Source organism: Micromonospora terminaliae (assembly GCF_009671205.1).
In the GTDB taxonomy this organism is placed as follows: Bacteria; Actinomycetota; Actinomycetes; order Mycobacteriales; family Micromonosporaceae; genus Micromonospora; species Micromonospora terminaliae.
The window spans coordinates 1,809,566-1,835,573 of the sequence record NZ_CP045309.1 but is presented as its reverse complement, the minus strand read 5'-3'; the positions used below and the strand labels follow the sequence as shown (position 1 = coordinate 1,835,573).

The 26,008-nt window shown below is 71.2% G+C and carries 14 protein-coding genes; 12 read left to right on the top strand and 2 right to left on the bottom strand.

What is annotated here, in order from left to right; all coding sequences use genetic code 11:
• Positions 1–128 precede the first annotated feature (128 nt).
• The 11 genes from GCE86_RS08220 to GCE86_RS08170 all read left to right on the top strand — a co-directional run bounded on the left by GCE86_RS08220 (position 129) and on the right by GCE86_RS08170 (position 22,952).
• Positions 129–3,578 carry a condensation domain-containing protein gene (locus GCE86_RS08220; protein ID WP_163636888.1) on the top strand — a complete coding sequence of 1,150 codons (3,450 nt, stop codon included), beginning with the start codon at positions 129–131 and terminating at the stop codon, positions 3,576–3,578.
• Complete coding sequence (locus tag GCE86_RS08215; RefSeq protein ID WP_154226384.1) at positions 3,568–9,006, top strand: type I polyketide synthase; 5,439 nt, start codon at positions 3,568–3,570, stop codon at positions 9,004–9,006. Before GCE86_RS08220 ends, GCE86_RS08215 begins: the two co-directional genes overlap by 11 nt.
• A gap of 28 nt (positions 9,007–9,034) precedes the next feature.
• Positions 9,035–11,443 carry a lantibiotic dehydratase gene (locus tag GCE86_RS08210; protein WP_154226383.1) on the top strand — a complete coding sequence of 803 codons (2,409 nt, stop codon included), beginning with the start codon at positions 9,035–9,037 and terminating at the stop codon, positions 11,441–11,443.
• Positions 11,444–11,869: a phosphopantetheine-binding protein gene (locus GCE86_RS08205; RefSeq protein WP_204342850.1), complete on the top strand. Its 426-nt coding sequence runs from the start codon at positions 11,444–11,446 to the stop codon at positions 11,867–11,869.
• Entirely contained in the window at positions 11,866–14,619 is a 2,754-nt protein-coding gene (locus GCE86_RS31800; RefSeq protein ID WP_204342851.1) for a non-ribosomal peptide synthetase, read from the top strand. The genes GCE86_RS08205 and GCE86_RS31800 overlap by 4 nt, the downstream gene beginning before the upstream one ends.
• Positions 14,616–15,431 (top strand): hypothetical protein, encoded by an 816-nt coding sequence (locus GCE86_RS08195; RefSeq protein ID WP_154226382.1) that lies wholly within the window; start codon positions 14,616–14,618, stop codon positions 15,429–15,431. Before GCE86_RS31800 ends, GCE86_RS08195 begins: the two co-directional genes overlap by 4 nt.
• A gap of 2,247 nt (positions 15,432–17,678) precedes the next feature.
• Entirely contained in the window at positions 17,679–18,803 is a 1,125-nt protein-coding gene (locus GCE86_RS08190; RefSeq protein ID WP_154226381.1) for a branched-chain amino acid aminotransferase, read from the top strand.
• Between the two features lie 150 nt (positions 18,804–18,953).
• Positions 18,954–20,159 (top strand): sensor histidine kinase, encoded by a 1,206-nt coding sequence (locus GCE86_RS08185; RefSeq protein WP_154226380.1) that lies wholly within the window; start codon positions 18,954–18,956, stop codon positions 20,157–20,159.
• Positions 20,160–20,175: 16 nt separating this feature from the next.
• Positions 20,176–20,784, top strand: a complete 609-nt coding sequence (locus tag GCE86_RS08180) for a response regulator transcription factor (protein ID WP_154226379.1) — start codon at positions 20,176–20,178, stop codon at positions 20,782–20,784.
• Positions 20,785–20,989: 205 nt separating this feature from the next.
• Positions 20,990–21,463, top strand: coding sequence for an acyl-CoA thioesterase (locus GCE86_RS08175; RefSeq protein ID WP_154226378.1), 474 nt, complete (start codon positions 20,990–20,992; stop codon positions 21,461–21,463).
• Between the two features lie 91 nt (positions 21,464–21,554).
• Complete coding sequence (locus tag GCE86_RS08170; RefSeq protein ID WP_154226377.1) at positions 21,555–22,952, top strand: cytochrome P450; 1,398 nt, start codon at positions 21,555–21,557, stop codon at positions 22,950–22,952.
• Positions 22,953–23,025: 73 nt separating this feature from the next.
• Here GCE86_RS08170 and GCE86_RS08165 read toward each other — a convergent pair whose 3' ends face one another.
• Positions 23,026–23,832 (bottom strand): AfsR/SARP family transcriptional regulator, encoded by an 807-nt coding sequence (locus tag GCE86_RS08165; protein ID WP_154226376.1) that lies wholly within the window; start codon positions 23,830–23,832, stop codon positions 23,026–23,028.
• 255 nt (positions 23,833–24,087) lie between these two features.
• Between GCE86_RS08165 and GCE86_RS08160 the strand changes: the two genes are divergently transcribed.
• A complete protein-coding gene (locus tag GCE86_RS08160; RefSeq protein WP_154226375.1) occupies positions 24,088–25,053 on the top strand; it encodes a DUF1702 family protein in 966 nt (321 codons plus the stop codon).
• A gap of 54 nt (positions 25,054–25,107) precedes the next feature.
• On the opposite strand, the gene GCE86_RS08155 is transcribed toward GCE86_RS08160, so the two are convergent.
• Positions 25,108–25,983 (bottom strand): MaoC/PaaZ C-terminal domain-containing protein, encoded by an 876-nt coding sequence (locus GCE86_RS08155; RefSeq protein ID WP_154226374.1) that lies wholly within the window; start codon positions 25,981–25,983, stop codon positions 25,108–25,110.
• Between the last annotated feature and the right edge of the window lie 25 nt (positions 25,984–26,008).

The following is a 26,008-nucleotide window of genomic DNA, read 5'->3' as shown; positions in this document are numbered from 1 at the left end:
GACGCTGCGAGGGGGCAGGCGCCGCTGGCCCGAACCTCACACCAGCGACGACACCGCGCGTACTCGCACTCGCTTCGACGGACGGAGTACTACCGATGGCGGACCGCCCGCATGGATCCCCTGACGGCGTGTCACTCGACGACCTCTGGTGGGAGGCGGCCGGGCCACCGGAGAGCGAGGAGGACGAGGCCGAGGGTTTCCTCACGCTGGGCGGGCAGTCCCTCGCCGCCCTGCGGTTCGTGGCGGCGGCGCGGGAACGACTGGGCCTGGAGGTTCCGCTGGCCCTGTTGATGCGCGACAACGCCTCCCTCGCCGACGTTCGCGCACGGGCGGTGTCCGCGCCGGCGCCGGCCCCCGCGCAGCAGCACCGCGCCCGCGACCGTTCGCCGCTGGCCCCCAGCCAGCGCCGACTGTGGGTGGTGAGCCGGCTGCACCCCGAGTCGGCCGCCTACAACGTGGTGACGGCGCTGCGGCTGCGCGGCCGCGTGCAGGTCGCCGCGCTGCGCGCCGCTCTCCGCGACGTGGCACTGCGCCACGACGCGCTGCGCGCGTGGGTCACCGACACCCCGGAGCTGCGGTACGACGACGACGCCCGGCCCGAGCTGACGGTCGAGGACGCCGACGGCGCGCTGAGGGACTCGGCGGCCGAGGAGTTCGTACGCCGGGTGGGGGCCGTCACGATCCCGATGGATCAGGCGCCCATGCTGCGCGCGGGATTGCTGCGCGCGGCCGACGGCACCGACGCCTGCCTGGCGCTGTCGATGCATCACATCATCTCCGACCAGGCCGCAGCGGACATCGTCGTGGCCGACCTCGCCACCGCGTACGCCGCCCGGTCGACCGGCGCGGCGCCCGACTTCGCTCCCGCCCCCAGCTTCGCCGAGTACGCCGTGGCCGAAACCCAGCTCGTGGGCGGCACCACCTGGCAGGCCGACCTGCGCTACTGGAAGGACCTGCTCGCCGAGGTCCGGGAGAGCCCGAAGCTGCCGGTGGCTCACTCGCTGGCCCCGTCGTTGCGCGGCGCCCACCAGGAGGTGGCGCTGGGGGCCGAGCGGACGAGCCAGGTGGATCGGTTCCTGCGTGCCCACGGTCTCACCCCGGCAGTCCTCCTGCTCGGTTGCCTGGCCGTCGTCCTGACGCGCTGGAGCGGGACCGAGCAGGTGGTGGTCGGCATGCCGGCCAGCCGCCGCCGCACGGCCGCCGAACACCAGCTGGTCGGCTTCCTGATCGAGACCGTCCCGCTGGTGCTGGAGACCGGCCGCCGCGGCGACCTGCTCGACGTCCTGCGACATGTCCGCGACCGCCACGTCGGCGCCATCACCCATGCCACCCCGACCTTCGACGCCCTGCTCGCCGAACTGGACCTGCCCGCACGGCCGCTCGGCAACCCGTTGTTCCAGGTCTGGTTCAACGACCTCACGCAGAGCGCTGCGCTGCCCCGCCTCCCGGATGTCGAGGTGCGGGCGCAGCCGGCGCCGGGGACGGGTGCGCTGTTCGACCTCAACCTCTACCTGCACCGCGACACCGACGGGTTCCGCCTCGAGCTGGTCCGCGCCGCGGACCGGGTCCGGCCAGGTATGGCCCGGGAACTGCTCGAACAATGCCTGCTCGTCCTCGACCAGGTACTGACCGACGCCTCCGTGTCGCCGCGGGAGATCTCCCTGGTCACCGCGGCGCGGCGGGCGCGCTCGCCGTTGGCCGACCCGGCACCGGCCGCCGCGGGAGCCGACGCCTGGTCCCCGGCGCGGGCCCTGAACGGCGGAAGTGACGACACCGCCCTGCACACGGCCGAGGGCCCACTGAGCTACCGCGCGCTCGACGCCGCCGTCGAGGACCTCCGTGCCCGGCTGAGCGCCGCCGGCGTCACGCCCGGGCAGGTCGTGGAGATCCGGGGCCGCCGAAGTGCCGGCCTGGCGATGGCTCTGCTCGCCGGCTGGCGCTCGGGGGCGGTGATCGCCCTGGTCGACGCGGCCCTGCCCGAGGCCCGCCTGGCCGAACAGCAGCGACAGCTCCGGCCGGCCGCCGTGATCGACGTGCCGCCGGAAGCGGTCGCGGCGCCGACGCTGCACAGCGGCGTTCCACAGCCGCGGACGCTGCCCGGCGCGAGTCATGTCCTGTTCACCTCGGGCAGCGGCGGGCGCCCGGCCGGTGTTGTGGTGGGTCCGCAGCCACTGAGCGCGGCATTCGCCTGGTACGCGACGGCCTTCCAGCCGACCGCCGCCGACCGGTTCGCGCTCGTCGGCGGGATCGGTCACGACCCGGTGCTGCGCGACCTGCTCGTCGCGCTGCACGTGGGGGCGAGCGTCGCGGTACCTCCGGAGGCGGTGCTCGCCGACCCGGTCGCACTGCTGCGCTTCCTCGCCGACCACCGGATCACCGTGCTGCACGCCACCCCGGGACTGCTGGAGCTGCTCGTCGCGGCACACCACTCGGCGCGGGTCCGGCTGGACACGGTGCGGCTGGTGCTCAGCGGGGGTGCCCCACTCACGGCCGGGCTGGTTCGGCGACTGCGGCAGCTGACCCCCGCCGCCGTGGTCAACGGCTACGGCACCACCGAGACCCCGCAGCTGGCAGCCTGTCACCAGGTGCTCGGTCACGGCGAGTCCGCCGAGGACGCGCTGTCTCAGTGGGCCGACGACGAGGTGCTGCCGCACGGCCGGGGCGTGGCGGGCAACGAGCTGCTGGTCCTGGCGGACGGCGACCGGGACGCCGGAACAGGCGAGCCGGGCGAGATCGTGGTGGCGGGTCCCCTGCTCGCCGAGGGATACCTGGACGACAGCGGACCGGCGGACCGCTTCGTCGCCGGCCCGGGCGGTCGGCCGGCCTTCCGGACCGGCGACGTCGGCCGCATCGACCTGGACGGCGGGGTCCAGTTCGTCGGCCGGCGGGACCGCCAGATCGACGTCGACGGTCATCGCCTGGACCTCGCCGAGGTGGAGGCCGCCGCGCTGCGCGCGGGTCCGGTGGCACAGGCCGTCGCCGGGACCGTCGCCACCGCGGCCGGTCCCGTCCTGGCCCTGCAGGTCGTTCCCCGGCCGGATGCCACGATCGACCCGCAGGCACTGCGTTCGCACCTGCTGTCGCTGCTGCCGGGCCACGCCGTGCCGCCCCGCATCGACGTCCGGGACCGCCTCGCCACCAGCGCCAATCACAAGGTGGTGTTCCACCCCACCGAACTCCAGCCCGCGGAAACCGGCGATCAAGCAGCGCGGGAGAGCCTGCGGCACGCCCCGGCCACCGACACCCAGCGCTGGCTGGTCGACCTCATCGCCGGGGTCATCGGCCGGCGGATCGGTCTCGATGAGCACTTCTTCGAAGCCGGTCTCACCTCGATGAGGCTGCTGCAGGTGCACGCGCTGCTGGCCGAGGCCATGCCCGATCCGCCTCCGGCGACGGCGTTCTTCGCACATCCGACCGTTCGCCAGATCAGCGCGCTGCTCGCCGGAGCGGACGCGACTGCCGAGCCCGTGGCGCCCCTGCGGCCCGCGGCCGGGCCCGGCGGCGCCAGCGACCGACGCCGGGCCGTCCGAACCCAGTTGAACCAGGAGCGGAAGGGACAGTCGGGCCATGGCCGATGAACTCGAGCCCATCGCGGTGATCGGCATGGCCGGGCGGTTCCCGGGCGCCGACGACGTGGAGCAACTCTGGCAGAACCTCAGCGCGGGCCGAGAGTCCATCCGCTTCCTGTCGGAGGACGAACTGCTGGCCGCCGGAGTTCCCCGCTCCAGCCTCGACGACCCCGCGTACGTACGGGCGGTCGCCGAAGCGGCGCAGCTCGACATGTTCGACGCGGCGCTGTTCGGAATGACCGCTCGGGAGGCACGCACCAGCGACCCGCAGTTGCGACTGTTCCTGGAGACGGCGCACGCCGCGGTGGAGAACGCCGGCTACGACCCGGGCTCGCTCACCGACGTGGGGGTCTTCGGCGCCGCCGGCACCAACCGGTACGTCGACCTGTACCTGCGCCCGGAGCCGGGGGCGGCCACGGGCATCACCGGCCTCGCGGTCGGCACCTGGAACAATCTCGGCTCGCTGGCCACCATGGTGTCGTACAAGCTGGACTTCACCGGGCCCGCCATGAGTGTGCAGACGGCCTGCTCCAGCTCACTGGTCGCCATCCACCAGGCGGTGGCCGCCATCCGCAACGGGGAGTGTGAACTCGCTCTTGCCGGAGGTGTCGAGGTCGAACTGCCCCTGACCCACGGACACCGCTGGGCGATGGACGGACCGTTCAGCCGGGACGGGCACTGCCGCCCGTTCGACGCGGCGGCCAGCGGCACGATCTTCGGCAGCGGCGTGGGCGTCGTGGTGCTGAAGAAGCTCGCGCAGGCGCTCGCGGACGGTGACGCGGTCCGGGCCGTCGTACGAGCCACCGCCGTCAACAACGACGGCGCCCGCAAGGTCGGCTTCACCGCCCCCGGCGTGACCGGCCAGACCAACGTGGTGCTGGAGGCCATGATGATGGCCGGGGCGGACGTGAACCACGTGGGGCTGGTCGAGGCGCACGCCACCGGCACCATGCTGGGCGACCCGATCGAGGTGGCCGCCCTGCTGGCCGCGTACCGCCGGCTGGGGCACCCCGCTGACGACACCGTGGCCCTCAGCTCCGTCAAGGCCAACGTCGGTCACCTGGGCCACGCAGCGGGCGTCACATCGTTCATCCGTGCCGTGCTCAGTCTGGAACGGGAGCGGATCGCGCCCACCATCAACGTGAGCGCCGTCAACCCGAAGCTCGACCTGGACGGCTCGCCCTTCTACCTGCCGAGCGAGGCCGTCCCCTGGCCCCGCCGCGCTGATCAGCCCCGGCTGGCCGCCGTCAGCTCCCTCGGCATCGGCGGCACCAACGCCCACGCCGTACTGCAGGAAGCGCCCGTACGGGTGGCCGAGCCGGCCGCCACCCGGCCTCGCCTGCTGGTCTGGTCGGCGGCGACGGCCGCGGCCCGGGAGACCTACCAGGAGCGGATCCGGGCCCACCTGGCCGACCACGGTGAGCGGACGTTCACGGCGACCGTGTCGACCCTGCAACACGGCCGCCGCGCCTACCCGCATCGAGCCGCCCTGGTGGCCGAAAGCGCTGCGGAGGCGGTCACCGGCCTCACCGCCGCCGACGGGAACGCCGTGGTCCGCGGCGCCGGAAAACGGCGTGAGCTGGCCTTCCTCTTCCCCGGCCAGGGCGCTCAGTACGCGGGCATGGCGCAGGACCTGTATCAGCAGGAGCCCCGCTTCGCCGAGGCGCTCGACGAGACGCTGCACCTGTTCTCGGCGGCCGGAACGGACGTCGCCGAGGCCTGGCGTACGGGCGACGACGCGCAGTTGGCGAGCACCACGGTCGCGCAGCCGCTGCTGTTCGCGGTGGAGTACGCCCTGGCGCAGCTGTGGCGCTCCTGGGGCGTCGTACCGCACCGCCTCCTGGGCCACAGCATCGGCGAGCTCACCGCGGCCGCCGTCGCCGAGGTCGTCAGCCTCTCCGACGCCGTCACGCTGGTCGCGGTCCGCGCCCGGGCGATGAACCGGATGCCGGCCGGCGGCATGCTCGCGGTCGCCGCCGGCGCCGACGAGCTGACCGACCTACTGTCGGCGGAAGTCGAGTTGGCGGCGGTGAACGGACCCCGACAGAGTGTGCTGGCCGGTCCGCACGACGCGCTGGCCGGCCTCGCCGACACGCTGCGGGAACGGGGCCTGCGCAGTCGCCCGATCCGCACCTCGCACGCCTTCCACACCGAGGCCATGCGGAAGGCGGCCGACGAGTTCCGCTCCGCCTTCGGCGCCGTCGCGCTGCGCGCGCCACGGATCCCCATCGTCTCCGCCGCCACCGGCACGACGATGACCGCACACCAGGCGACGGACCCGACATTCTGGGCCGACCAGCTCGTCGAACCGGTGCTCTTCGGTCCCGCGCTGGAACATCTGCTCGCCCAGGGACCGCAGGTGCTCGTCGAGGTCGGGCCGGGCCAGACCCTCACGTCGCTGAGCCGGTCGCACCACGCCCTGGCCGCCGGGGGCCACGCGGCCGTGGCGTCGCTGCCGTCCCGCCCTAGGCCCGGGGAGGACCAGATCGCGCTGCTGCACTCCCTCGCCACCGTCTGGACCGACGGACACGACGTGGACTGGCACGCGGTCGGGCACGGGCAACCGGTCGTCCGTACGCCGCTGCCGGTCTACCCCTACCAGCGGGAGCGGTTCTGGGCGGACCCGCCCGCCGCGCCCGCCGCGGCGGGGCCGACGTCCCCCGCGGCCGAGGCGCCACCGGAATCCACGAGGGCGCACAGCGAAGCAGCACCCACGACAGCCGACCCGACGGAGGAGCAGTTGACCGCCGACACCCCCGTGGACGAGTCCCCATTCTCGGTGCCCTGCTGGGTGCATGTGCCCCGGCGAGCCGACGCCAGCCACGACACGGCGCCGCACGCGCTGTTGCTGGCCGAAGAGGACCGCGCACGCGACCTCACCGTCGCGCTGCAACGGGCCGGGATCAGGATGGTGCCGGTCCCGGCCGATCCGGGCTCAGGCTCCGCCGAGCGGTCCTTCCACCTGCCCGTACGGCGCCGAGGTGAGCTGGCGGACCTGCTGCGCGACGTCGCGGCGGCCGGTCGGCAGCCGCTCATGCTGGTGCACGCGTGGGGTCTCTCGGGTGCGGCCGCCGACCGCGCCGACCTGGCCGCACTCCAACGCCCCTTCCGGGAGCTGCACGAGGTGGCCCGGCTGGTGTCCCGGGTGTCCGGGCTGGCCGACGGGGCTCGGATCGTCGTGCTGACCCGCCAAGCCGTCGACATCAGCGGCGCTGAGGTCGTACGCCCGGAGCACGCCCTGCTGCCACCGTTGGCCCGGACGATCGCCGAGGAGGACCAGCGGCTCACCGTACGGCTGATCGACCTCGGCGCGCGGGTGACCGACGACGACCTCGCCGCGGAGCTGGCCGACCAGGACGGCTCCCCGGTCGTCGCACTACGCGGCGACCTCAGGTGGGTGCCCGCCGAGCGAGGACTCGATGTGGTTCCCGGGGCGTCGCCGGCGGTCCGCCGCAACGGCGTCTACCTGATCACCGGCGGCGGTGGAGGACTCGGCATCGAGGTGGCCCGCGGGCTCGCGAGGACCGGCCAGCAGCCGGTTCTCGCACTGGTGGGACGGAGCGGGTCGGTGCCGGACGACGTGCTCGACGAACTCGGCGCGCTCGGCGCGACGGTGGAGGTCCATGCTTGTGACGTCACGGACGCCACGGCACTGGGTCGCCTGGTCGACGAGGTGACCGACCGGCGGGGTCCGGTCAACGGCGTCCTGCACCTGGCCGGCCGGATCGGCTCCGGCACGGTCCAGTTCACCGGCGCGGCGGACAGTGAGGCGACTTTCGCCCCCAAGATGGCCGGTGCGCTGAGCCTCGAGAGGGTGTTCGCAGGCCGCCCGCGGCTAGACTTCTTCGTCTGCTTCTCCAGCCGCGCCGCCCTGGAAGGCCAGGTGGGGGGCGCCGACTACGCCGCCGCCAACGCCTATCTGGACACCTTCGTGCGCGACACGCCCCTCGTCGCGGACCGCCTGTTGAGCATCAGCTGGCCGGCATGGCAGGGCGTGGGGATGGCCGCGGGCGGGATGCTCCTCTCCGCGGGCCGGGCTCCGGCCCGCCGGTGGCAGACGATGCTGAGCGCGGAGAACGACCCGGTGACCGATGAGCATCGGCTGGGCAGCGTTCCGGTGGTGCCGGGCACCCGACACCTGGACCTGGTCGTCGAGGCCTTCCGGGCCGAGATCCTCGACGGGGCGGAGGAGCCGGTCGCGCTGAACGACGTGGTGTTCCAGCGGATGCTGGAGCTGACCTCGCCGCGCCGGGTCGAGGTGGCGTTCAACCCCGAGGGCGAGAGCTGGGCCTTCGCGGTCTCCTCGGCGCCACTGACCACCTCCTCCCCCACCGACGTGCAGACCCACGTACGGGGGCGGGTCGCCGCGTGGCGACCCGAGCCGGACACCACGGCACGGCGCCGCGTCGACCTGGCAGAACTTCGCGCCAGGTTGAGCGAGCACCGGCCCCTCCCACCGTTCGGCAGCGACCGGCAGGCGTTCACGCTGGGCCCGCGCTGGCGCACCTACCACCAGGCCCAGGCCGACCCGGCCGGCGACAGCCAACTGCTCGTCCTGGCGCTGCCCGAGGACTACCAGCACGAGGCACGCCGGCACGCGGTGCACCCGACGCTCATGGACGCCGCCACCACATCGGTTCGTGACCTGGACAAGGACGACATCCATGTCCCCTTCATGTACCGCTCGGTGGTGGTGCACGGCCGGCTGCCCGGTCGCATCCTCAGTCACATCCGCCGCCGGCCAGATGCCCCGACCAACAGCATCATGGCGGACCTCGACGTCCTCGACGAGGACGGCACCGTGCTGGTCGAGGTGCGGGGCTTCACCATGCGCCGGGCCACCGACCCGGCCGCCCTGGTGTCACCGCGGCGGGTCGACGAGGCCGCCGAGAGCGTGGGCATACCGCCCGAGGTCGGTGTGGATCTACTGATGGACCTGTTGACGGGGCGCACGCCCCGACAGGTGGCGGTCCGCCGGTTCCGCGGCGGTCGTCCCGAGCCGTCTCCTGCGGACCCGCTGACGACGGCGGCCCGGGAGGAGGCACGGGCCACCCGGCCGGTACCGGCTCCCAGGACCGCTGTACCGGCGACCGGCCGGCGCGGGCCGTCGACGCCGGCACCTGCCGTTCCAGCGCCGATGCCGGAACGAACGCCCGCCGCCGAGCCGACACCGGCACCGGCCGTCGTGGAGCCGGCACCGTCGCCGAGCGAGTTCGCCGACCAGGTCCGCGAACTGTGGACGGCGGCGACCGGCGTCGCCGACCTCAGCGACGACCAGGACTTCTTCGCGCTGGGCGGCGACTCGCTGATCGCTGTGGAGCTGATGTCACAGGTCCGGGACCGCTTCGGCGTGGACCTGAGCGTCGGCGCCATCTTCGACTACCCCACGCTCGGCAGCTTCACCGAGGAGCTGCGCCGGTTGGGAGCGGGACGATGACCGGACGGCAGGATCGGGGGTGCCGACGATGACGGCCGAGCACCTGCTCCGCCTCGGCGGCAGCGACTGGTCGATCTGGAAGCAGTCGGTGCTCCGAAGCGCCGGCTTCCCCGCGGCCGACGTCGGCCGCCTCAGCAACGTCGAGCTGGCGGCGGCGGCCGACCGGTGCGCGACGGGCGAGGGCAGTCGCAACGACTACCAGGCCGCCTACGAACGCGCGACGACCCAGCTGTCGGAGCAGATCCGGCGGATCGCCCGCGACCCGACGTTCCGCGAGGCGGTGGCCTGGCAGAACCGGGCACTCATCGCCGACTGTGTCGACAAAGCCGCCGCCGGGGAGCCGCGCAACGTCCGGGGCCGCAACCACGAGTCGGCGATCGCCAGCTACTGGCAGCGCTACTGCGTCAAGAACGACACCATCGGCTTCTTCGGTCCGGTGGGCTGGGCGAACTGGTCCAGCGACGACGCGGCGACACGGGTCACGCCCGGCCCCGACCTCCTCGCGCGGCGCACCACCTACCTCGAGGTCTGGGCGGTGGACGCGGTGGCCCGGGCGTTGGAGCAGGACCCGAAGCTGATCCCGTGGCTACCGCCCCGCCGGATCAACTCGTTCGACCTCGTCGGCCGGACGCTACATCGCAGCAGCCGGCCGCCGGTACTGCTGACCGAGGCGGAGGCCGAACTCGTCGGCCTCTGCGACGGCACCAGGACCGCGCGGGAGATCGCCGAGGAGATCCTCTGGTCGGGCCACCCCGAGCTCTGCACCGAGCAGGACGTCCTCGACCAGCTCGTGGCACTGCGCGACCGGGGACTCCTGCACCTCGGCCTGGAGGTGGCGGTCTCCGCCCACCCCGAGCGGGAGCTGATTGAGCGGCTCGAAAGGGTCGGCGACCCGGTGGTCCGCGAGCAGGTCCTGACCCGGGTGGGCCGTCTCCTGCACGCCCGGGACGCGGTCGCCGCAGCGGCCGGTGACGAGGCGAAGCTCGTGGCCGCGCTGGACCAGGCCGCCAGGGTGTTCGAGGAGATCGCCGGAGTGCAGGCGGCCCGGCGGCCGGGCCAGACCTACGCCGGACGCACCATCCTCTACGAGGACACCGTCCGCGACGTGGACGTCCACTTCGGTGCGGCGGTCCTGGAAGCCCTGGCTCCGCCGCTGGCGCTGTTGCTGCAGAGCGCACGCTGGTTCGTCGCCGAGGTGACGCGCGAGTACCGCAAGGTGTTCGACGAGGCGTACGAGCTGGTGCGCGCGCGGTCGGGCGACGCCCCACCGTCGCTGGCGGCGGTCGTCGCGGCCGCCACCCCCCAGCTGTTCTTCTCCCTCCGTGAGCTGCCACGACCGGTGGCGACGGTCGCCGAGGAGCTCCAGCGGCGGTGGCAGGAGATCCTGCGGCCGTCCCCCGACACGCCCTGCCACCAGGTGCGTGCCGAGGACATCACGGAGCGGGTCGCCGAGCTCTTCGCCGCGCCGGAGCCGGCCTGGGCGGCCGCCGTCCACCACGCTCCGGACCTGATGATCGCCGCCGACGGGCCCGAGGCGGTGGCCCGCGGCGAATTCCTGCTCGTCCTCGGCGAACTGCACCTGGCGTCGAACACCGTCGAGAGCCGCCTCTTCGTCGAGCAACACGAGGACCCGTCCTGGCTGTTCCGGGCGGACGAGGCGGACCACCGCGACCGGCGGGTGTACCTCTCCTCACCGAAGCACTGGGAGGCGGTGAACTCCCGCACCTACCCACCGTCGGCGTTGCTGTCGCCCCGGTACACGTACTGGTCGCTGCATCCGGACGCCGGCGGCACCCCGGGAGAGCCGCTGCCGGCGGCGCGCCTCGTGGTGGAACGCAGCGACGGCCGGCTCGAGGTCCGGACCCGTGACGGTGCCCGGCGCTTCGACCTGCTCGAGGTGGTGGGCGAGCTGCTCTCGGCCGCCACGGTGAACGGGTTCAAACCGCTGCCACCGGCCGCGCACCGGCCCAGGGTCACGATCGACCGGCTCGTGCTCGCCCGCGAGTCCTGGACGCTGGACGCCACCGACCTGCGCTGGGCGTCCATCAAGAAGGAGCCGGACCGGTTCCTGGCGGCCCGCGCCTGGCGCGCCGAACTCGGCCTGCCGGAGCGAGGGTTCTACAAGGTGCCGGTCGAGGACAAGCCGGTCTTCGTCGACTTCACCAGCCTGGTGCTGGTGAACCTGTTCGCCAAGGCGGTACGGCGCACGGCCGAGGCGCGGCAGACCACCTTCACCATCTCCGAGATGCTGCCGGACATCAGCCAGACCTGGTTGACCGATGGCGACGGCGCCGGCTACACGGCGGAGGTGCGGGTGGTGGCGGTCGACCCGGCCGCCGGTGCCACCGCGGTGGACCCGCTCATCGACGGCACCCGCGCCAGACCCGGCGCGGCCGGCCCGGAATCCACCGATCCTCGCACCGGAAGGAATGAATAGGTGCTGGAAGAGGAGCTGATCAACTACCTCCGTCAGCTGTTGCCCGATTACATGGTGCCGTCGGCGATCGTCACGCTGGACGCCCTGCCGCAGACGCCCAACCACAAGGTGGATCTCAACGCCCTGCCGGCGGTCACGGTCGAGTCGCGGGCCGACGGCTCGCCCCGCGACGACCTGGAGCGGGATCTGGTCGGGCTCTGGGGGCAGTTGCTCAACCGGGACCAGGTGGGCGTCCACAACGACTTCTTCCGGATCGGCGGCAACTCACTGCAGGTGATGCGGGTGATCGCGCACGTACGCAAGACGTACGGGGTCGGTGTACCGGCCAGTTACCTGTTCGAGCAGCCCACCGTGGCGGCGCTCGCCGCGCGGGTGCGGGAGGCGGCGGCTGTGGGACCGGCCGGCGCGGGAAGGCGGGACTCGTGACGTCGACCATCGAGCCGTCGTTCGGGCAGGAGCGGATCTGGCTTCTGGAGCAGCTGCTGCCGGACACGCTGATGCACCACCTCACCATGGCCTACGAGATCCGGGGGCCGCTCGATCCGGCGGTGCTCGGCCGCGCCGCCGAGGCCGTGGTGGAACGGCACGCGTCACTGCGGACCACCTTCCACGAACGCGACGGCCGTCCCTTCGTGACGGTGCACGACACCGCACCGCCCGCGCTGCGCGTGGTGCCGGTGGCGTCGCTCGATGACTGGAGGAGCCGGGCGGAGGTGGAGATCGCGGCGAAGTTCGATCTCTCCGAGCTACCGCTGTTCCGGATGACCCTCTTCCCGATCGCCGACGACCACCACGTCCTCATGGTCGTCCTGCACCACATCGTCGCGGACGGAGCCAGCCTGGGCGTGCTCCTCGACGAACTCTCCGACGCCTATGCCACCCTGCGCGACGGCGGCCGGTGGCCGGCGGCGGACCTGCCAACCACCTATCAGCGGCACGTCGAGCAGCAACGGACCGCCGCGACGGACGGCTCCTGGGCCGAGGATCTCGCCTACTGGCGGGCGCGCCTGCACGACGCCCCTGCCGTCTTCACCATGCCGGGGGCCGCCCCGCGCCCGAGCCGACCGACGCTGTCGTCGTACGGAGCGCAGGCGTCACTCACCGAGCACGATGTCACCGCGCTGCAGGAGTTCGCCCGCCTGCACCGGGTGTCGCCGGCGATGGTCCTGTCGGCCGCATGGGTGGCCACCCTGAGCCGGCACAGCGGGGAACGGGACATCCTGGTGGGCACCTCGGTGTCCGGACGGGACCGCGCGGAACTGCGCGGCCTGATCGGCCTCTTCATGGACGTGGTGACGCTACGGGTGCAGTTGCCCGCCGGAACGAGCTTCGCCGAGCTGGTCACCCGGGTACGCGACGAGAGCCTGACGGCCATGATGCACCGGCGCCCACCCTTCACCGCCGTGGTGGCCGAACTCGGCCGCGAGCGGAGCCTGGCGTACAACCCGGTCTACCAGGTCCTGTTCAACAACGCCTCCCGATCGGCCCAGGCGTTCGCCGACGTACCCGAACTGGACTGCCGGCGGCTGCCACTGGCCTCCGCGGCCATCCAGACCGACCTCGAAATGATCGTGGTCGCCGGGCCCGACCAGCGGATGCAGCTGAACCTGGAAGCCAGCGCGGACCTCTACGAAGAGGCCACCACCACCCTTCTGCTGGAGCACACGGTCAACCTGCTGCGCAACGGGATGGCCGCGCCGGACACCCCGGTGGACCGGCTCAGCCTGGTGACCGAGGAGCAGCGTCGGGAACTCCTCCGCCTCTGCGCGCCGCCTCGCACGCCCCTGCCCGACGTACGCAGCGCCCTGGACCTGGTGCTCGCCTCGATCGACCGGCATCCCGACGCGCCCGCGGTACACAGCGGGGGGCGCCGGTTCACCTACGCGGAGCTGGGGAGGCACGCCGGCAGGCTCGCCGATCGGCTGGCGCGGCAAGGGGTGACCCGCGGTGACGTGGTCGCCGTCCACCTCGACCGGTCCGTCGAGGCCCTGCTCGCCATGCTGGCGAGCTGGCAGCTGGGCGCGGCGTACCTGCCCGTGGATCCGACGTACCCCCGCCGCCGGGTCGAGTTCATCCTGCGCGACGCGAGGGCGCAGGTGATCGTCACCGGCCCGGCCACCGCGCCGGACACCTTCACCGCCCTCGGCACGCCGGTCGTCGTCCTGGACGAGGCCGACGGCGACGCCGCGGACGGCGCGCCGCTCACCGCCACCGCGGGCGGCAGCGGCGAGGACTCCGCGTACGTCATCTACACCTCCGGGTCCACCGGCCAGCCGAAGGGGGTGAACGTTCCGCATCGCGCGGTGGTGAACTTCCTGACCTCGATGGCGCTGCGGCCTGGGCTGACCCGGGACGACGTGATGCTCGCCCTGACCAGCCCGTCCTTCGACATCTCCGTGCTGGAGCTGTTCCTCCCCCTGACCGTGGGCGCACGGATCGCGCTCGCCTCGACGGAGGACGCGCGCGACCCCCAGCGCCTGCTCGACCTGATCACCGAGGAGCGGGTCACCGTGCTGCAGGCGACGCCGGTGACCTGGGACGGCATCCTGACCCTGGCCCCGGCGCACCTGCGCCTGCGTCTGGCGCTCTGCGGCGGCGAGGCGCTCACCCGTCCGCTGGCCAACCGGCTAAGCGAGGCCGCCTCCGAGGTGTGGAACATGTACGGCCCCACGGAGACGACCGTTTGGTCGCTGATCGCCCCGCTACGCCCCGGACCTGACGACGAGCCCGTGCCGATCGGCCGCCCGATCCAGAACACCTCGGCCTGGGTGCTCAACCCCGACGGGGATGTCCTGCCGGCCGGTGTGGTGGGCGAGCTGTACCTGGGCGGGAGCGGACTGGCACTGGGCTACCGGGGCCGGCCGGGCCTGACGGACCAGCGCTTCGTCACCGGGCCGCCGGAGACCGGCGCGGAGCGCCTCTACCGGACCGGCGACCTGGTCCGGCTGCGCCCCGGCGGTGACTTCGAGTTCCTCGGGCGGGCCGACTCGCAGGTCAAGATCCGGGGTCACCGGATCGAGGTGGACGAGATCGCCAGCCTGCTGCGCCGGCACCCCGGGGTGAAGGAGGCCGTGGTCGTGACCCGCGACGACGGGTCCGGTAATCGCCAGCTGGTGGCCTATGTGGTGCCCGCCGGGCTCGGCGCACCGGCTGCCCGGACGAACGAATCGAGATGACGATGCACACCACGTGGCGGGTTCTCGCCCCAGGCCCCAGCGATCGCGTCCTGCTCGCCGTGGACTTCGGCCCCGGACGCCGCGAGGCCGGCTTCAGCGACCTGGTCGCCAACCTCGCACCGGAGCCGGTCGTGTGGGAGCCGGTGTTCGCTCCGCAGACCGGCGACCCGGTCACCGGCACGGATCCCCACCGCTGCCTCAGCCGCTGGCTCGACGACGTCGCCAGCGCCGGGCTGGAGGTCTGCGGGGTGCTCGGCTACTGCGCCGGCAGCGCGTTGGCCCGACAAGCGGCCGACCTGCTGCGCAGGAGCGGCCTGCCCGAGCCCCCGGTCGTGCTGCTCGACCCGAGCCACGTCGACGGCGCCCTGATCCAAGACCTCTTCGCCACGTCGGTGGAGGGTTACGCGGGACTGCTGTCGGAGGACCAGATCCGGGCTGCCCTCGCTACCGCGGACGGCCTCACCCGTCCCCTCGGTACGGACATCGGCACCCAGCCTCCCGCGGCGCTCGGCGAGGCGATGCGCGGCCTGCAGGCCGTGTACGACGACGTCGTCCACACCGTGTGCGACATGTTGGACGCCGGCGAGGAGGTGGGCCAGGGATTCTCGGAGCGGTTCGGCGCCTTCCTCAGCTATCTGGTCACCGCCGGACGCGCGGGCGCGGCGCGGGGCGGCACGGAGACGGTCATCGTGTCCGAACACCACGACCTGCCCGCCGGGTTCGGCGTCGAGGACCACCGCCTCCCGGTGTCCCGCGCGGCGCTGCTCGCCGATCCCGCCGTCGCGCGCATCGTTGCAGAGGCGCTGCGGTGAGCAGCGAGCCGTCACGCGGAAGGCACGCGGACAAGGAGACGCACGGATGAGGGAGGCCGTCCGGACGTCTGTCCCCGGACGCCCTGCGCCGGGGGTACGGTGACCCACGAATACCACTCCGCGCCCCCCGAGAGCGGTGCGGCCACGATGACCGGCCCGACCACGGTTGCAGATCTTGAATAGCGAGTTTCCTCCAGCCCGCCACCGTCATCGCCGTGGCGCTGTCATCGTGGAAAAGATCCACTCTGATGCCGGGATCGGTGATCTCACGTGCGCCGGTCCCCTGTTCGGACACCTTTGCTCTTAACGAGGAACCGGTCCTGGTCCACAGTTCGCCGCCATGCCGACGATGGCAACTACGTAGCGCATTCGCGCTAGTCAGGTTCGGTCACCTGGCCATGGGGGGGCCATGTTTCCGGCATGCCGACGGATGCGACCGTCGGCTCCCGAGATCGAGTACGGCTCGCAGCACAAGACAGTGACGAGATGCCGCCTGATACGCCGATCCGACGGTTGGTGGCACACCGACGTTAACGATGGATCACAGCGTGGCGAGAGGCGGCTGGCGAAGCTGCGGCCGTGCCGGCTTATCCGGTCGTCCTCGGCGCTGAAGACATTCGCCGGGAAATCACACCGGGCTGTCAGCATCTTTCATGCCTACAGCGGTGTGATCCGGTCGGCACCCAGCCGCCCGGCGAGTGTCCGCGTCGCGCCTGGCCACGCTTCTCCTTGTTGCCGAAACCGGTGGACCACAAATGCCACGTCGTCGGATCGCTCCGCGCCAACGGCAGTTGCTGCCCGCATCCGGGCGGCGTTGTCGGTGGCGTAGGCGCGGCCCGCATTCCGCGGCGCGGGGGTTCGCCGGCGCACCTCCATGCCACGTCGTCCTGCGGATTCCCGGACATAGTGTCGGCGGGTCGTCGCGCCGCTCCGCCCGGGCAGAGACCGCCTGAGGTGCGGAAGCTTCCCGTCCAACCATCCACAGTGTGCCGTGGCCGGCTACGACCCACCGTCTCGTCCTGGCCCGGCGCCGGCGCGGGAGAAACGGTTTCCGCACCGGCTGAACCGCAGAACGCGACGACGATGGTGCCGCCGATCAGCTCGGCCCAGCGGACGCCACCTGGATCTCGAGTCCGACTCGTGCCCCCTTTACACAATGACCCGCCCGGGTTGTCGACTCATGTGTCCAGCTGTACATCCCAGGCCCCCGTGCACCGATCTGGAACACCCGGCCGCACGCCGACCATTGCTTTCAGCGACGACCGCATCGCGGGCCGCAACTGCGACGCTGCTCCCGACCGCCGGCCGTCGATCTTGCCGGCGCACCGATCAAAAGCCGGCCATCTTCAACTGTCACCACACCGCCACCCACCGTGGCCTTTCCGGTCACGATGATGACGTCTACGGCGCCTGCCGTCGGCGACGACGGGCGCCGCGATATCAATGACGCCCGCCCCGTACGAGAACACGACCCAGTGATGATCAAATACCGACCGAGCTCGTTGAGAGCCGTACCGGTTGGAGCAATGGGCGGACCACCTCCTGAGTGCGCTGAATGGCAGTAGTTTCCCGTGCCCGAATCGCAGCTCCGGCCGTCCGCTTCCCCCGCGCAGGCAATTTACGAGAGCTCGGCGCGACGCGCGCGGCCCTGCGGGAGAGGCGCAAAGTTGTTGACACTCCTTCCTGAGGAGCACGGAGGAGGAAAATGCGGGAAGCGGTAGCGATGACCATCTATTTCCGATTGTGGTCCGCAAGAGATGCCGAAATCGGGACAAACGGACGAATCGACAGAAGCATCGGCCGCCCAGGCGGAGCCCCGGCCGACCGGGGCACCGAAGCGGCTCCACGACCCAGCAGCTGCCGGTCAACCCGCAAATCGGGCCGGAGAGAATCTCCCCACCAACTCTGACCTGGCCATTCTCGGAAAACCAGGAGGTGACGGCCGGCCGCGATCCGATCAACGGGACTCGACGCAAGAACGCCACTCGATCTAGGATGGATGTAGAGGTAGTTCGATACGACCTGTGAGCCCAGGAGAGGGAGGTGATCGGTGCAAATCGGACTATCCGGCCACCAGGAGCATCGCCCGGCGCAATTGACTAATCGGAGAATAATTGTCAGCGTTTTACGCCGGTGAGCTGGACGGCCCACGGTTCCACGGACGAAGAGGAATTATTTGCGTCGAATAGACTGCGGTGACTGATTACTCGGGGGAATGGTCACCAACTGCACGCAGTGCATGGTCTGATGGGGAGGGCAGTAGTCATAATAGATTTCGACGTGCGTCCAATCCGCAATCCGATGTCGGAGCTGGACCGACGGGAGATACTGAACGCACCGGTCTTCGGCAAGGTGTTCACCGACCACATGGTCACCCTGCGCTGGGACGCCGAGCGGGGTTGGCACGACGGGCGACTTGAAGCGTTTCAGAACATCGCTCTGCCGCCGTCGGCCTCCGTCTTCCACTACGGGCAAGAGATCTTCGAAGGCATGAAGGCGTACCGCCAGCAGGACGGTTCGATCGCGCTGTTCCGCCCGGAGCGCAACGCCGCCCGGTTCAACGCCTCCGCCCGGCGACTGGCGATGCCGGAGCTCCCGGTCGACACCTTCGTCAGAGCCGTCGAACTGCTCGTCCGGCAGGACCGACAGTGGGTACCCAACGGTGACGGCACCAGCCTGTACCTTCGCCCGTTCATGATCGCGACCGAGCCCACACTGGGGTTCACGCTCCCAGCGCGCAGCTACCTGTTCTGCGTGATCGCCTGCCCGGCATCTGCCGTCTTCAGCACCCGGACCGGCCCGCGGGCACTGACCGTGTGGCTGTCGGAGGAGTACGCCCGCGCCGCGCCCGGCGGGACCGGGGCCGCGAAGGCCGGCGGCAACTACGCGGCCGCCTTCCTCGCGCAGCGAGAGGCAGTCGAGCAGGGCTGCGACCAGGTTGTCTGGCTGGATGCGGTCGAGCACACCTGGATAGAGGAAATGGGTGGGATGAATCTCTGCTTCGTCCAACATTCAGCGGACGGCGAGTCTTCATCGCTCATGACCCCCGCGCTGACCGGCACGCTCCTGCCCGGGGTGACGCGGGATTCGCTGCTCCAGTTGGCCGGGCGGCTCGGCCTCGGCCGCAACGAGGGGCGCATCAACGTGCAGCAGTGGCGTAAGCAGTGCGAGGCCGGCCTGATCACCGAGGTCTTCGCCTGCGGCACGGCGGCGGTCATCGCGCCGGTCGGGCGCGTACGCGGGGCGAACGACGAGTGGACGATCGGCGACGGTCGCCCCGGTCCGGTGACCCTGCGCCTCCGTGACGAACTGCTCGGCATCCAATACGGCCGTATCCCCGACGACCTGGGGTGGACGCACATCGTGTGCTGACCGTCGACACCTGAGCGCCGGCCCGAGCACACCAGCGGTCCGGCCGCCTCGTCGCAGGCCCACAGCGCCTTCGACGGAATTGCAGAAAGCGTCGATGGACCATCCACGAAGACCTGGTTTCGGGGGTTTCCGAATGACATCACAGATGCCATGAAGCCGATCAGTTACATGCCGTCGGCACAGGAGTCGCAACGCGAGGACAAGTCGCCGGTGGTGGCACGCCTACGGGCCGTGATCCTCGGCGTGCTGTTCGCGGTGCAGATCAGTGCGATCCTGGCCGTGCCCGTGCCGCCGCGGCGGCTGGCCGCCAGTCTGGCCGTGGTCACCACCCTGACCGTCCTGCAGGCCCGTCACTTCAGAGAGACCGCGTCGCGTCCACCGTGGCAGCGAATGGGCCTCCTGGCCGTCGAGGGCCTCGCCACCTACCTGCCGCTGCTGGTCGTCGGTGCGGCCTGGCCCGGATCGGGGGGATTCCTCGCAGCGTCAGTGCTGCTGGTGATACCCGGTCGGGCCGCCTGGGCGCCGCTCACCGCCGTCATCGTGAGCCTGTTCGCGGCCGCCCTGACGTCAGGGCTGGGAGTTCGAGACGCCGGCTACCTCGCCATCACCAGCCTGGCCGTCGGCCTGACCATCTTCGCCATGTGCCGCCTCACCCGCACCGTCAAGCAGGCGCAGGGCACGCACACCGAGGTGGTACAGCTAGCCGTGATCAGGGAACGGATGCGCTTCGCCCGGGACCTGCACGATCTGCTCGGTTACAGCCTGGCCGCGATCACGCTCCGGGCCGAGCTGGCCGGACGGCTCATGAATAGCGACCCAGCCAAGGCACGCGGTGAACTGCGGGACGTGGTCGCCATGGCCCGGCAGGCCGTCACCGAGGTGCGGCAGGTCGCCCAGGGGTACCGCAACAATTCACTGGCCCAGGAGGCGGCGGCCGTGGCCTCGCTGTTCGCCAGCGCCGACATCACAGCGCGGGTCGACCTGAACTGCGGAGTTCTGCCCGACAAGGTCGACTCCGTCCTGGCCATGCTCCTGCGGGAGCTGACGACGAACATCCTCCGGCACAGCAGTGCGCGGAACTGCTGGGTCACGGCCGAACAGACCAATGGACACATCACTCTGTCCGTGGTCAACGACGGGGTGCCACGGACCGCACGCACCTACCGCGACGGTGGTGGGCTGGAGAATCTCGCCTTCCGACTGCAGGCAGTCGGCGGCACATTGAGCGCAACGGTGCGCGGTGACGGACGATTCCACGTGCTCGCGAAGATCGCCACCCAAGCTGACGCGGGCGTGGGTGCACGGTCACGCCGGAATCGATGGACCTCGTCGGCGCCGCGTCGGCCGGCGGCGTGAATTGAGGGAGTTGTGCATGCTGCGGATCTTGCTAGCCGAGGACGTCGCCATGGTCCGCGGGGCGCTGGTGGCCCTCATCGAACTGGAGCGGGACCTGAAGGTGGTGGCGGCCCTTGAGAACGGCACCGACATCCTCTCCACGGCGCTGCGCTGCCGGCCCGATGTCGCGGTCCTCGACGTCGACCTTCCGGGCATGGACGGCCTGTCGGCGGCAGCCCAGCTCAGGGCCAAGCTGCCCTGCTGTCGTACCCTCATCCTCACGAGCCTGGGCCGGTCCGGGACGGTCAGCCGCGCGCTCGCCGCCGGGGTGTCCGGCTTCCTGCTCAAGGACGCCCCTCCGGAGGACCTGGCTGACGCCATCCGCGCCGTCGCCCTGGGTCGCCGGGTGATCGACCCGCAGCTGGCCCTGTCCGCGTGGGACTGCGGCCAGAACCCGCTGTCCACGCGGGAGCACGAGGTGCTGCGGCTGACGGCCAAGGGCGCCAACCCCACCGAGATCGCCTCTGCCCTGCATCTGTCGGTCGGGACCGTCCGCAACTACCTCACGACGGTCGTGACCAAGCTGCACGCCCGCAACCGGGTCGACGCGGTCAAGATGGCGTACGACTCGGGCTGGCTGCCATAGGGCGCCCGACGGCTGACGCTAGCCGGATGTCGCGACTCGGAGTAATCGGAGATTGCTGTTTCTGTGAGCAAGGTCCGAGATGAAGAGGCGCACGGCCTGCGCGCATCGTGGTCCCAGATCAGCGGGCAGAACAATCTGCGACACAGCCGGCGACCCGGGGGTGTTCGCGCCTTTGATTTGCGTAAGCGACTGACGGAGGCGGCCAGTGAGGAAGAACTACTACGAATACCGGCACGTTGTCGGCTTCGAGGAGACGAACCTCGTCGGCAATGTCTACACCGTCAACTACGCGCGTTGGCAGGGCCGGTGTCGCGAGATGTTCCTGCTCGAGCACGCTCCGCGCGTGCTCGACGAGCTGAGTGGCGACCTGGAGCTTCGCCCGATCGAGTCCGAGTGCGAATACCTCGCCGAGGTTTCCGCCTTCGACGAGGTGTCGATCAGGATGCGGCTCAGGGAACTGACTCAGACCCAGATCGGCCTCGCCTTCGACATCGTGCGGGTACGTGACGGAGTGGAGGATCTGGTGGCTCGATGCCGTCAGCGAGTGGCGTGCATGCGTGTGGTCGACGGCGCCACCACTCCGGCACCGGTACCGCCACAGCTCGCCTCGGCGCTGCGTGCCTACGCGGTCGCCCCCGCCACCTCCGGCAGGGGCACCGGCACCGGAGGCCGGGCGTGAGGCCGGCCGGGCAGCCGGGACTCGCACCCCGGCTGCCCGGGACGGCCCGGCCGCTCGCGCCCCGGTTCTCCGACCACCCGCGGGAGCTGACATGAGGACTGGGAACCGCGCGGACCAGGCACCGCGGGATCCGGATCGGCGAACGAGCGGCCGGCGTACCTTCCCCGGGCCACCGCCATGGGCGACACCTGGCTTGCTGCGCAAGCTGTGGGGCGACCGGCTGGCCCTGCTGTCCGATGCGGCGAACGAGTACGGCGACGTGGTCCGGTTCGCCATGGGTCCCAAGACCCTCTACTTCTTCAACCACCCCGATCACGCCAGACACGTGCTCGCCGACAACGCCGCCAACTATCACAAGGGGCTCGGCCTGGCCGAAGCCCGACGGCGGATTCTCGGTGACGGACTGCTCACCAGCGAGGGCGAAACGTGGCGCGGTCAGCGCCGGCTCATCTCCCCCGCCTTCCGTCGGGAGCGCATCGCGGGATTCGCCGGTGTGGTGGCCGACGCCGGCGCCCAGTTGACCGAGCGCCTGGACGCGCAGACCGGAAACGTCGTCGATCTCGCCGAGGAGATGACGGCACTCACGATGGATGTGCTCGGCAGGACCCTGCTCGACGCCGACCTGAGCCCCCTGAGCTTCCTGGGAACCGCGTTCGAGACCGCGCAGGAACAGGCGATGTTCGAGATGGTCACGCTCGGCGCACTGCCGCTGTGGTTGCCGCTGCGGCGCCACCGCCGCTTCCGCGCCGCCAAGCGGCAGATCGAGGACGCCGTGCGGACACTCGTCGGGTCCCGCGGCCCTGGCCCGGGTACGGACGGGTCAGACCTCATGTCGGTGCTGCTGCGCGCCGCCGACAGCGAGCAGGACGCCGACGCCCGCTGGCGCGGGCTGCGCGACCAGATCGTGACGATGCTCCTCGCCGGGCACGAGACCACGGCCAGCACGTTGTCCTGGGCCTGGTATCTGCTCAGCCGCCATCCGGAAGCGGCCGAGCGGATGCATGCCGAGGCGGTCGCGGTGCTCGGCGACCGCACACCCGGGTACGCCGACCTGGCCGGCCTGCCGTACACCACGATGGTCATCCAGGAGACGATGCGGCTCTATCCCGCGGTGTGGGGGCTGCCGCGGGTGGCCCTGGCCGCGGACGAGATCGGCGGATATCCGATCCCTGCCGGCGCGGACGTGATGATCAGCCCCTACACGCTGCACCGGCACCGCGACTTCTGGCCGGAGCCGGACCGGTTCCGGCCGGAACGGTTCGCGGCCGACGCCCCGGCCGTCGCGCACCGGTACGCCTACATACCCTTCGGGGCGGGCCCGCGGGTCTGTGTGGGAAGCCATCTCGGCATGCTCGAGGCGACCCTCGTCGCGGCCATGGTCGCGCGACGCTTCCGGTTCGAGTTCGCCGGTCCGGCCGACCCGGTACCCGAGGCCATGCTGTCGCTCCGGATCCGTGACGGCCTGCCGGTACGGGTACGGCCGGCCTGAGCGCTGAGGCGCTCCCGTCCCGACGGATCGCCGCGGGGCCCGGCGCGGCGACGGGGTCGTCGGGCGGGTCGGCCTACGAGGCGAGCCAGACCGGCTCGGAGTCGAGGGCTCCGGCCAGGATGGCCTGGTGGAGCCGTTGCAGCCGCGGACCCGGCTCCACCCCCAGTTCGCTCCGGAGCACGGCACGTATCTGGCGGAATGCCTCCAGCGCGTGCCCGGCGCGCCCGGAGCGGTAATAGGCGGTCATCAGCAGGGCGCAGAAGTTCTCGTGCATCGGGTGCCTGGCCACCAGCATCGTCAGTTCTCCCAGCAGGTCCGCATGACGGCCGAGGGCCAGGTCGGCTTCGATCCGGCGTTCCAGCACACCGAGCCTGTTCTCCTCGAGCAGTCCCACCTCCGCGCGCAGGATCCGGCCGGCCGGGACGTCCACGAGGGCCGGCCCGCGCCACAGTGCCAGCGCGCAACCCAGCAGTTCGGAGCTGGCCCGCGGATCTCCCGCGTCCACTGCTCGGCGGCCTGCACGTGCCAGGTTGTCGAACTCCGCCACGTCGGTCTCGCACAGTTGCGCATCGAGCTGGTAGCCGGAGTGCCTGGTCTCGAGCACGCGCCTCGCCGACGTCCGGTCCCGGGCAGCCGCCGCCAGCTTGGCCCTCAGCTGAAGGATGTACGTTTGCAGAGTGGTGGCGGAGCTGCGTGGCGGCTGGTCCCCCCAGAGCTCCTCCACGAGCGTCTGTGTGGTGACCACCCGCCCGGCGTTGAGCGCGAGCAGCACGAGGATCTGACGCTGCTTGGGTGCACTCGGCATCACCGGCTGGTGGTTCAGGTGCGCGGACACCGGTCCCAGCAATTGGAAGACAACGCGCCCATTCTCGTTGTTCATTTCGCACCTCCAAGGCTGGCGGATGACTTGCTGTTGCTCGATCTTGCCTCGAGCGAAACCCGAGCTTCCAGAGACCTCGTCACGACCCGGAGGGTGAAAAACTCACCCCACAAACATGACATCGCAACGTGCGCCCATCAATGGCCGAGCCTGTGACGAAGTCGGCGGCAGACAGCAAGCGAGAGTAAGCCGGCCCGCATTTCTCACGCCACAATGGACAGGTGGCCCGTCGGTGTCACCACGGAAGGTGAACAGATGCCAACTGTCTTCGGATCGCTGCGCAGGCTCACGCTGACCCCTCAGCTCGCCGACGTGACGTTCGCCAAACGAGGCTTCCCGGCCCAACCGTCCCCCGGCACACGACATCTAGAGGCTGTCCCCCAGGCCGTAGTCTGCGGATTCGAGTGGGGAATCGACGCCCGCGACCAGTGGGAGGTCGAGCGCAGGCTGGATCTGGTCAACGAGGAGATGCGCGGATTCGCCTACGAGGGCGCCACGATGGCCTTCACCGTCCTCGACGCCATGGGACGCGGCCACCGGACCCGTGATCTGCTCCTCGGCCCGGGTCGCCCGCACATCTTCCTGGCGTACATCGGCATGGGTTTCGCAATGGCCAGACTGCCCAGAAAGCTGTGGCACAAGGCCGTTCCCGACCTTGCCGGCAACCCGTATTACCCGACGATGAGCTGGCTGGCGGTGGACGGTTACGCATTCGACCGCGCCTATTTTGACACATCGCGCTGGGTGGATGCGCAGAAGGTGCCGAAGCCTTATCCCTGGGAAGGGTCACCGGACTATTTCCTCCGCGCGGCCGATCAGGGCGTCGGGCGGGCGCTGTGGTTCATCTGTGGTGGCCGGACGCCCGACGTCGCCGCCGCGGTGGGGCGCTTCGCCGAGCACCGCCGGCCCGACCTGTGGAGCGGGGTGGGGCTGGCAGCCACCTTCGCCGGGGGAAGCGACGCTGACGGCCTGGACGCGTTGCGGCGCGCCGCCGGTGACCAGTGGCCCCAGGTGGCGCTGGGAGCGGTGTTCGCGGTGAAGGCACGTTCCTACGCCGGTCTGGTGCCGGACTACACCACCACCGCCTGCCAGGCCCTCACCGGCCTGTCCGTCGACAAGGCGGTCACGCTCGCCGATTCCACCGCGGTGCACTCCCCCGGCGCCGAGCCGGCCTACGAGCTGTGGCGACAGCGCATCCGGGCCCATTTCGACAGGGCCTGACCGGCGGCAGCTCGTTCGCGAGCTGCCGCCGGTCGGCGGGTCCTGCGGCCGCCCCTACGAGGACGCCGGCGACTCGGACGGCACGCGATAGCTCATCCGGCCGCGGTCGATGACGACGGTCCCGTCCCGCTTGGCGGTCCGGAACACGGCGGCGCCGTCGTCACCCCGCCAGATCGAGACGACCAGCGACTCACCCGGAACGACGGGAGCGGTGAACCTGCCGGACATCGCGACGAACCTCGCGGGATCGGAGCCGCACAACTCGTGCAGCAGCACCCGGCCGGTGAACCCGAAGGTGCACGGACCATGCAGGATCGGTCGGCTGAAGCCGCCACGTGCGGCGAACCTGGGGTCGGCGTGCAGCGGGTTCCGGTCGCCGGAGAGCCGGTAGAGCAGCGCCTGCTCCGGCCTGGTGCACTCCACGACCGTGTGGTCCGGGTCGCGGTCCGGCGGCGCCCACGGCGTGGAGGTGCCGCGGTCGCCGCCGAACCCGCCCTGGCCCCGGATGAACATGCCTGACCGGGTGGTGATCAGAGGCTCACCGGTGGCCGGGTCCACCGCCACGCTCTCGAACTCGACCAGCGCACCCGAGCCCTTGTCGTACATCCCGGTGACGGTGGACGAGGTGAACACGGTGCCGCAGACCGGCAGTGGCTGATGCAGCTCAACGTACTGCTCGGCGAGCACCAGCTGGGCGCGGTCGAAGTCACCGATGCTCCGCGCCGGCGGGATCTGCGCTATCACCACGCCGTACGTGGGCAGCACCTTCTGCTCGATGCCCTCGCTGTTCTCGGTGGTGAACTCCAGTTCACGCAACGGATCGCCGAGGCCCGCGCCGACGCCCAGGGCGTACAGGAGCGCGTCCGTGGAGGTCCAGGATCGCTCGCGCGGTTCTCCGGGTACACCGACGAGACTGTGATCGAGCGACACGCGACCTCCAGGTGGTGACACCAGT

What these genes read in the sequence shown, in the direction of transcription:
- GCE86_RS08215 (WP_154226384.1), top strand. Translation starts at nt 3,568, where the DNA reads ATGGCCGATGAACTCGAGCCCATCGCGGTGATCGGCATGGCCGGGCGG.
- GCE86_RS08210 (WP_154226383.1), top strand. Translation starts at nt 9,035, where the DNA reads ATGACGGCCGAGCACCTGCTCCGCCTCGGCGGCAGCGACTGGTCGATC.
- GCE86_RS08195 (WP_154226382.1), top strand. Translation starts at nt 14,616, where the DNA reads ATGACGATGCACACCACGTGGCGGGTTCTCGCCCCAGGCCCCAGCGAT.
- GCE86_RS08190 (WP_154226381.1), top strand. Translation starts at nt 17,679, where the DNA reads ATGGGGAGGGCAGTAGTCATAATAGATTTCGACGTGCGTCCAATCCGC.
- GCE86_RS08185 (WP_154226380.1), top strand. Translation starts at nt 18,954, where the DNA reads ATGAAGCCGATCAGTTACATGCCGTCGGCACAGGAGTCGCAACGCGAG.
- GCE86_RS08180 (WP_154226379.1), top strand. Translation starts at nt 20,176, where the DNA reads ATGCTGCGGATCTTGCTAGCCGAGGACGTCGCCATGGTCCGCGGGGCG.
- GCE86_RS08170 (WP_154226377.1), top strand. Translation starts at nt 21,555, where the DNA reads ATGAGGACTGGGAACCGCGCGGACCAGGCACCGCGGGATCCGGATCGG.
- GCE86_RS08165 (WP_154226376.1), bottom strand. Translation starts at nt 23,832, where the DNA reads ATGAACAACGAGAATGGGCGCGTTGTCTTCCAATTGCTGGGACCGGTG.
- GCE86_RS08160 (WP_154226375.1), top strand. Translation starts at nt 24,088, where the DNA reads ATGCCAACTGTCTTCGGATCGCTGCGCAGGCTCACGCTGACCCCTCAG.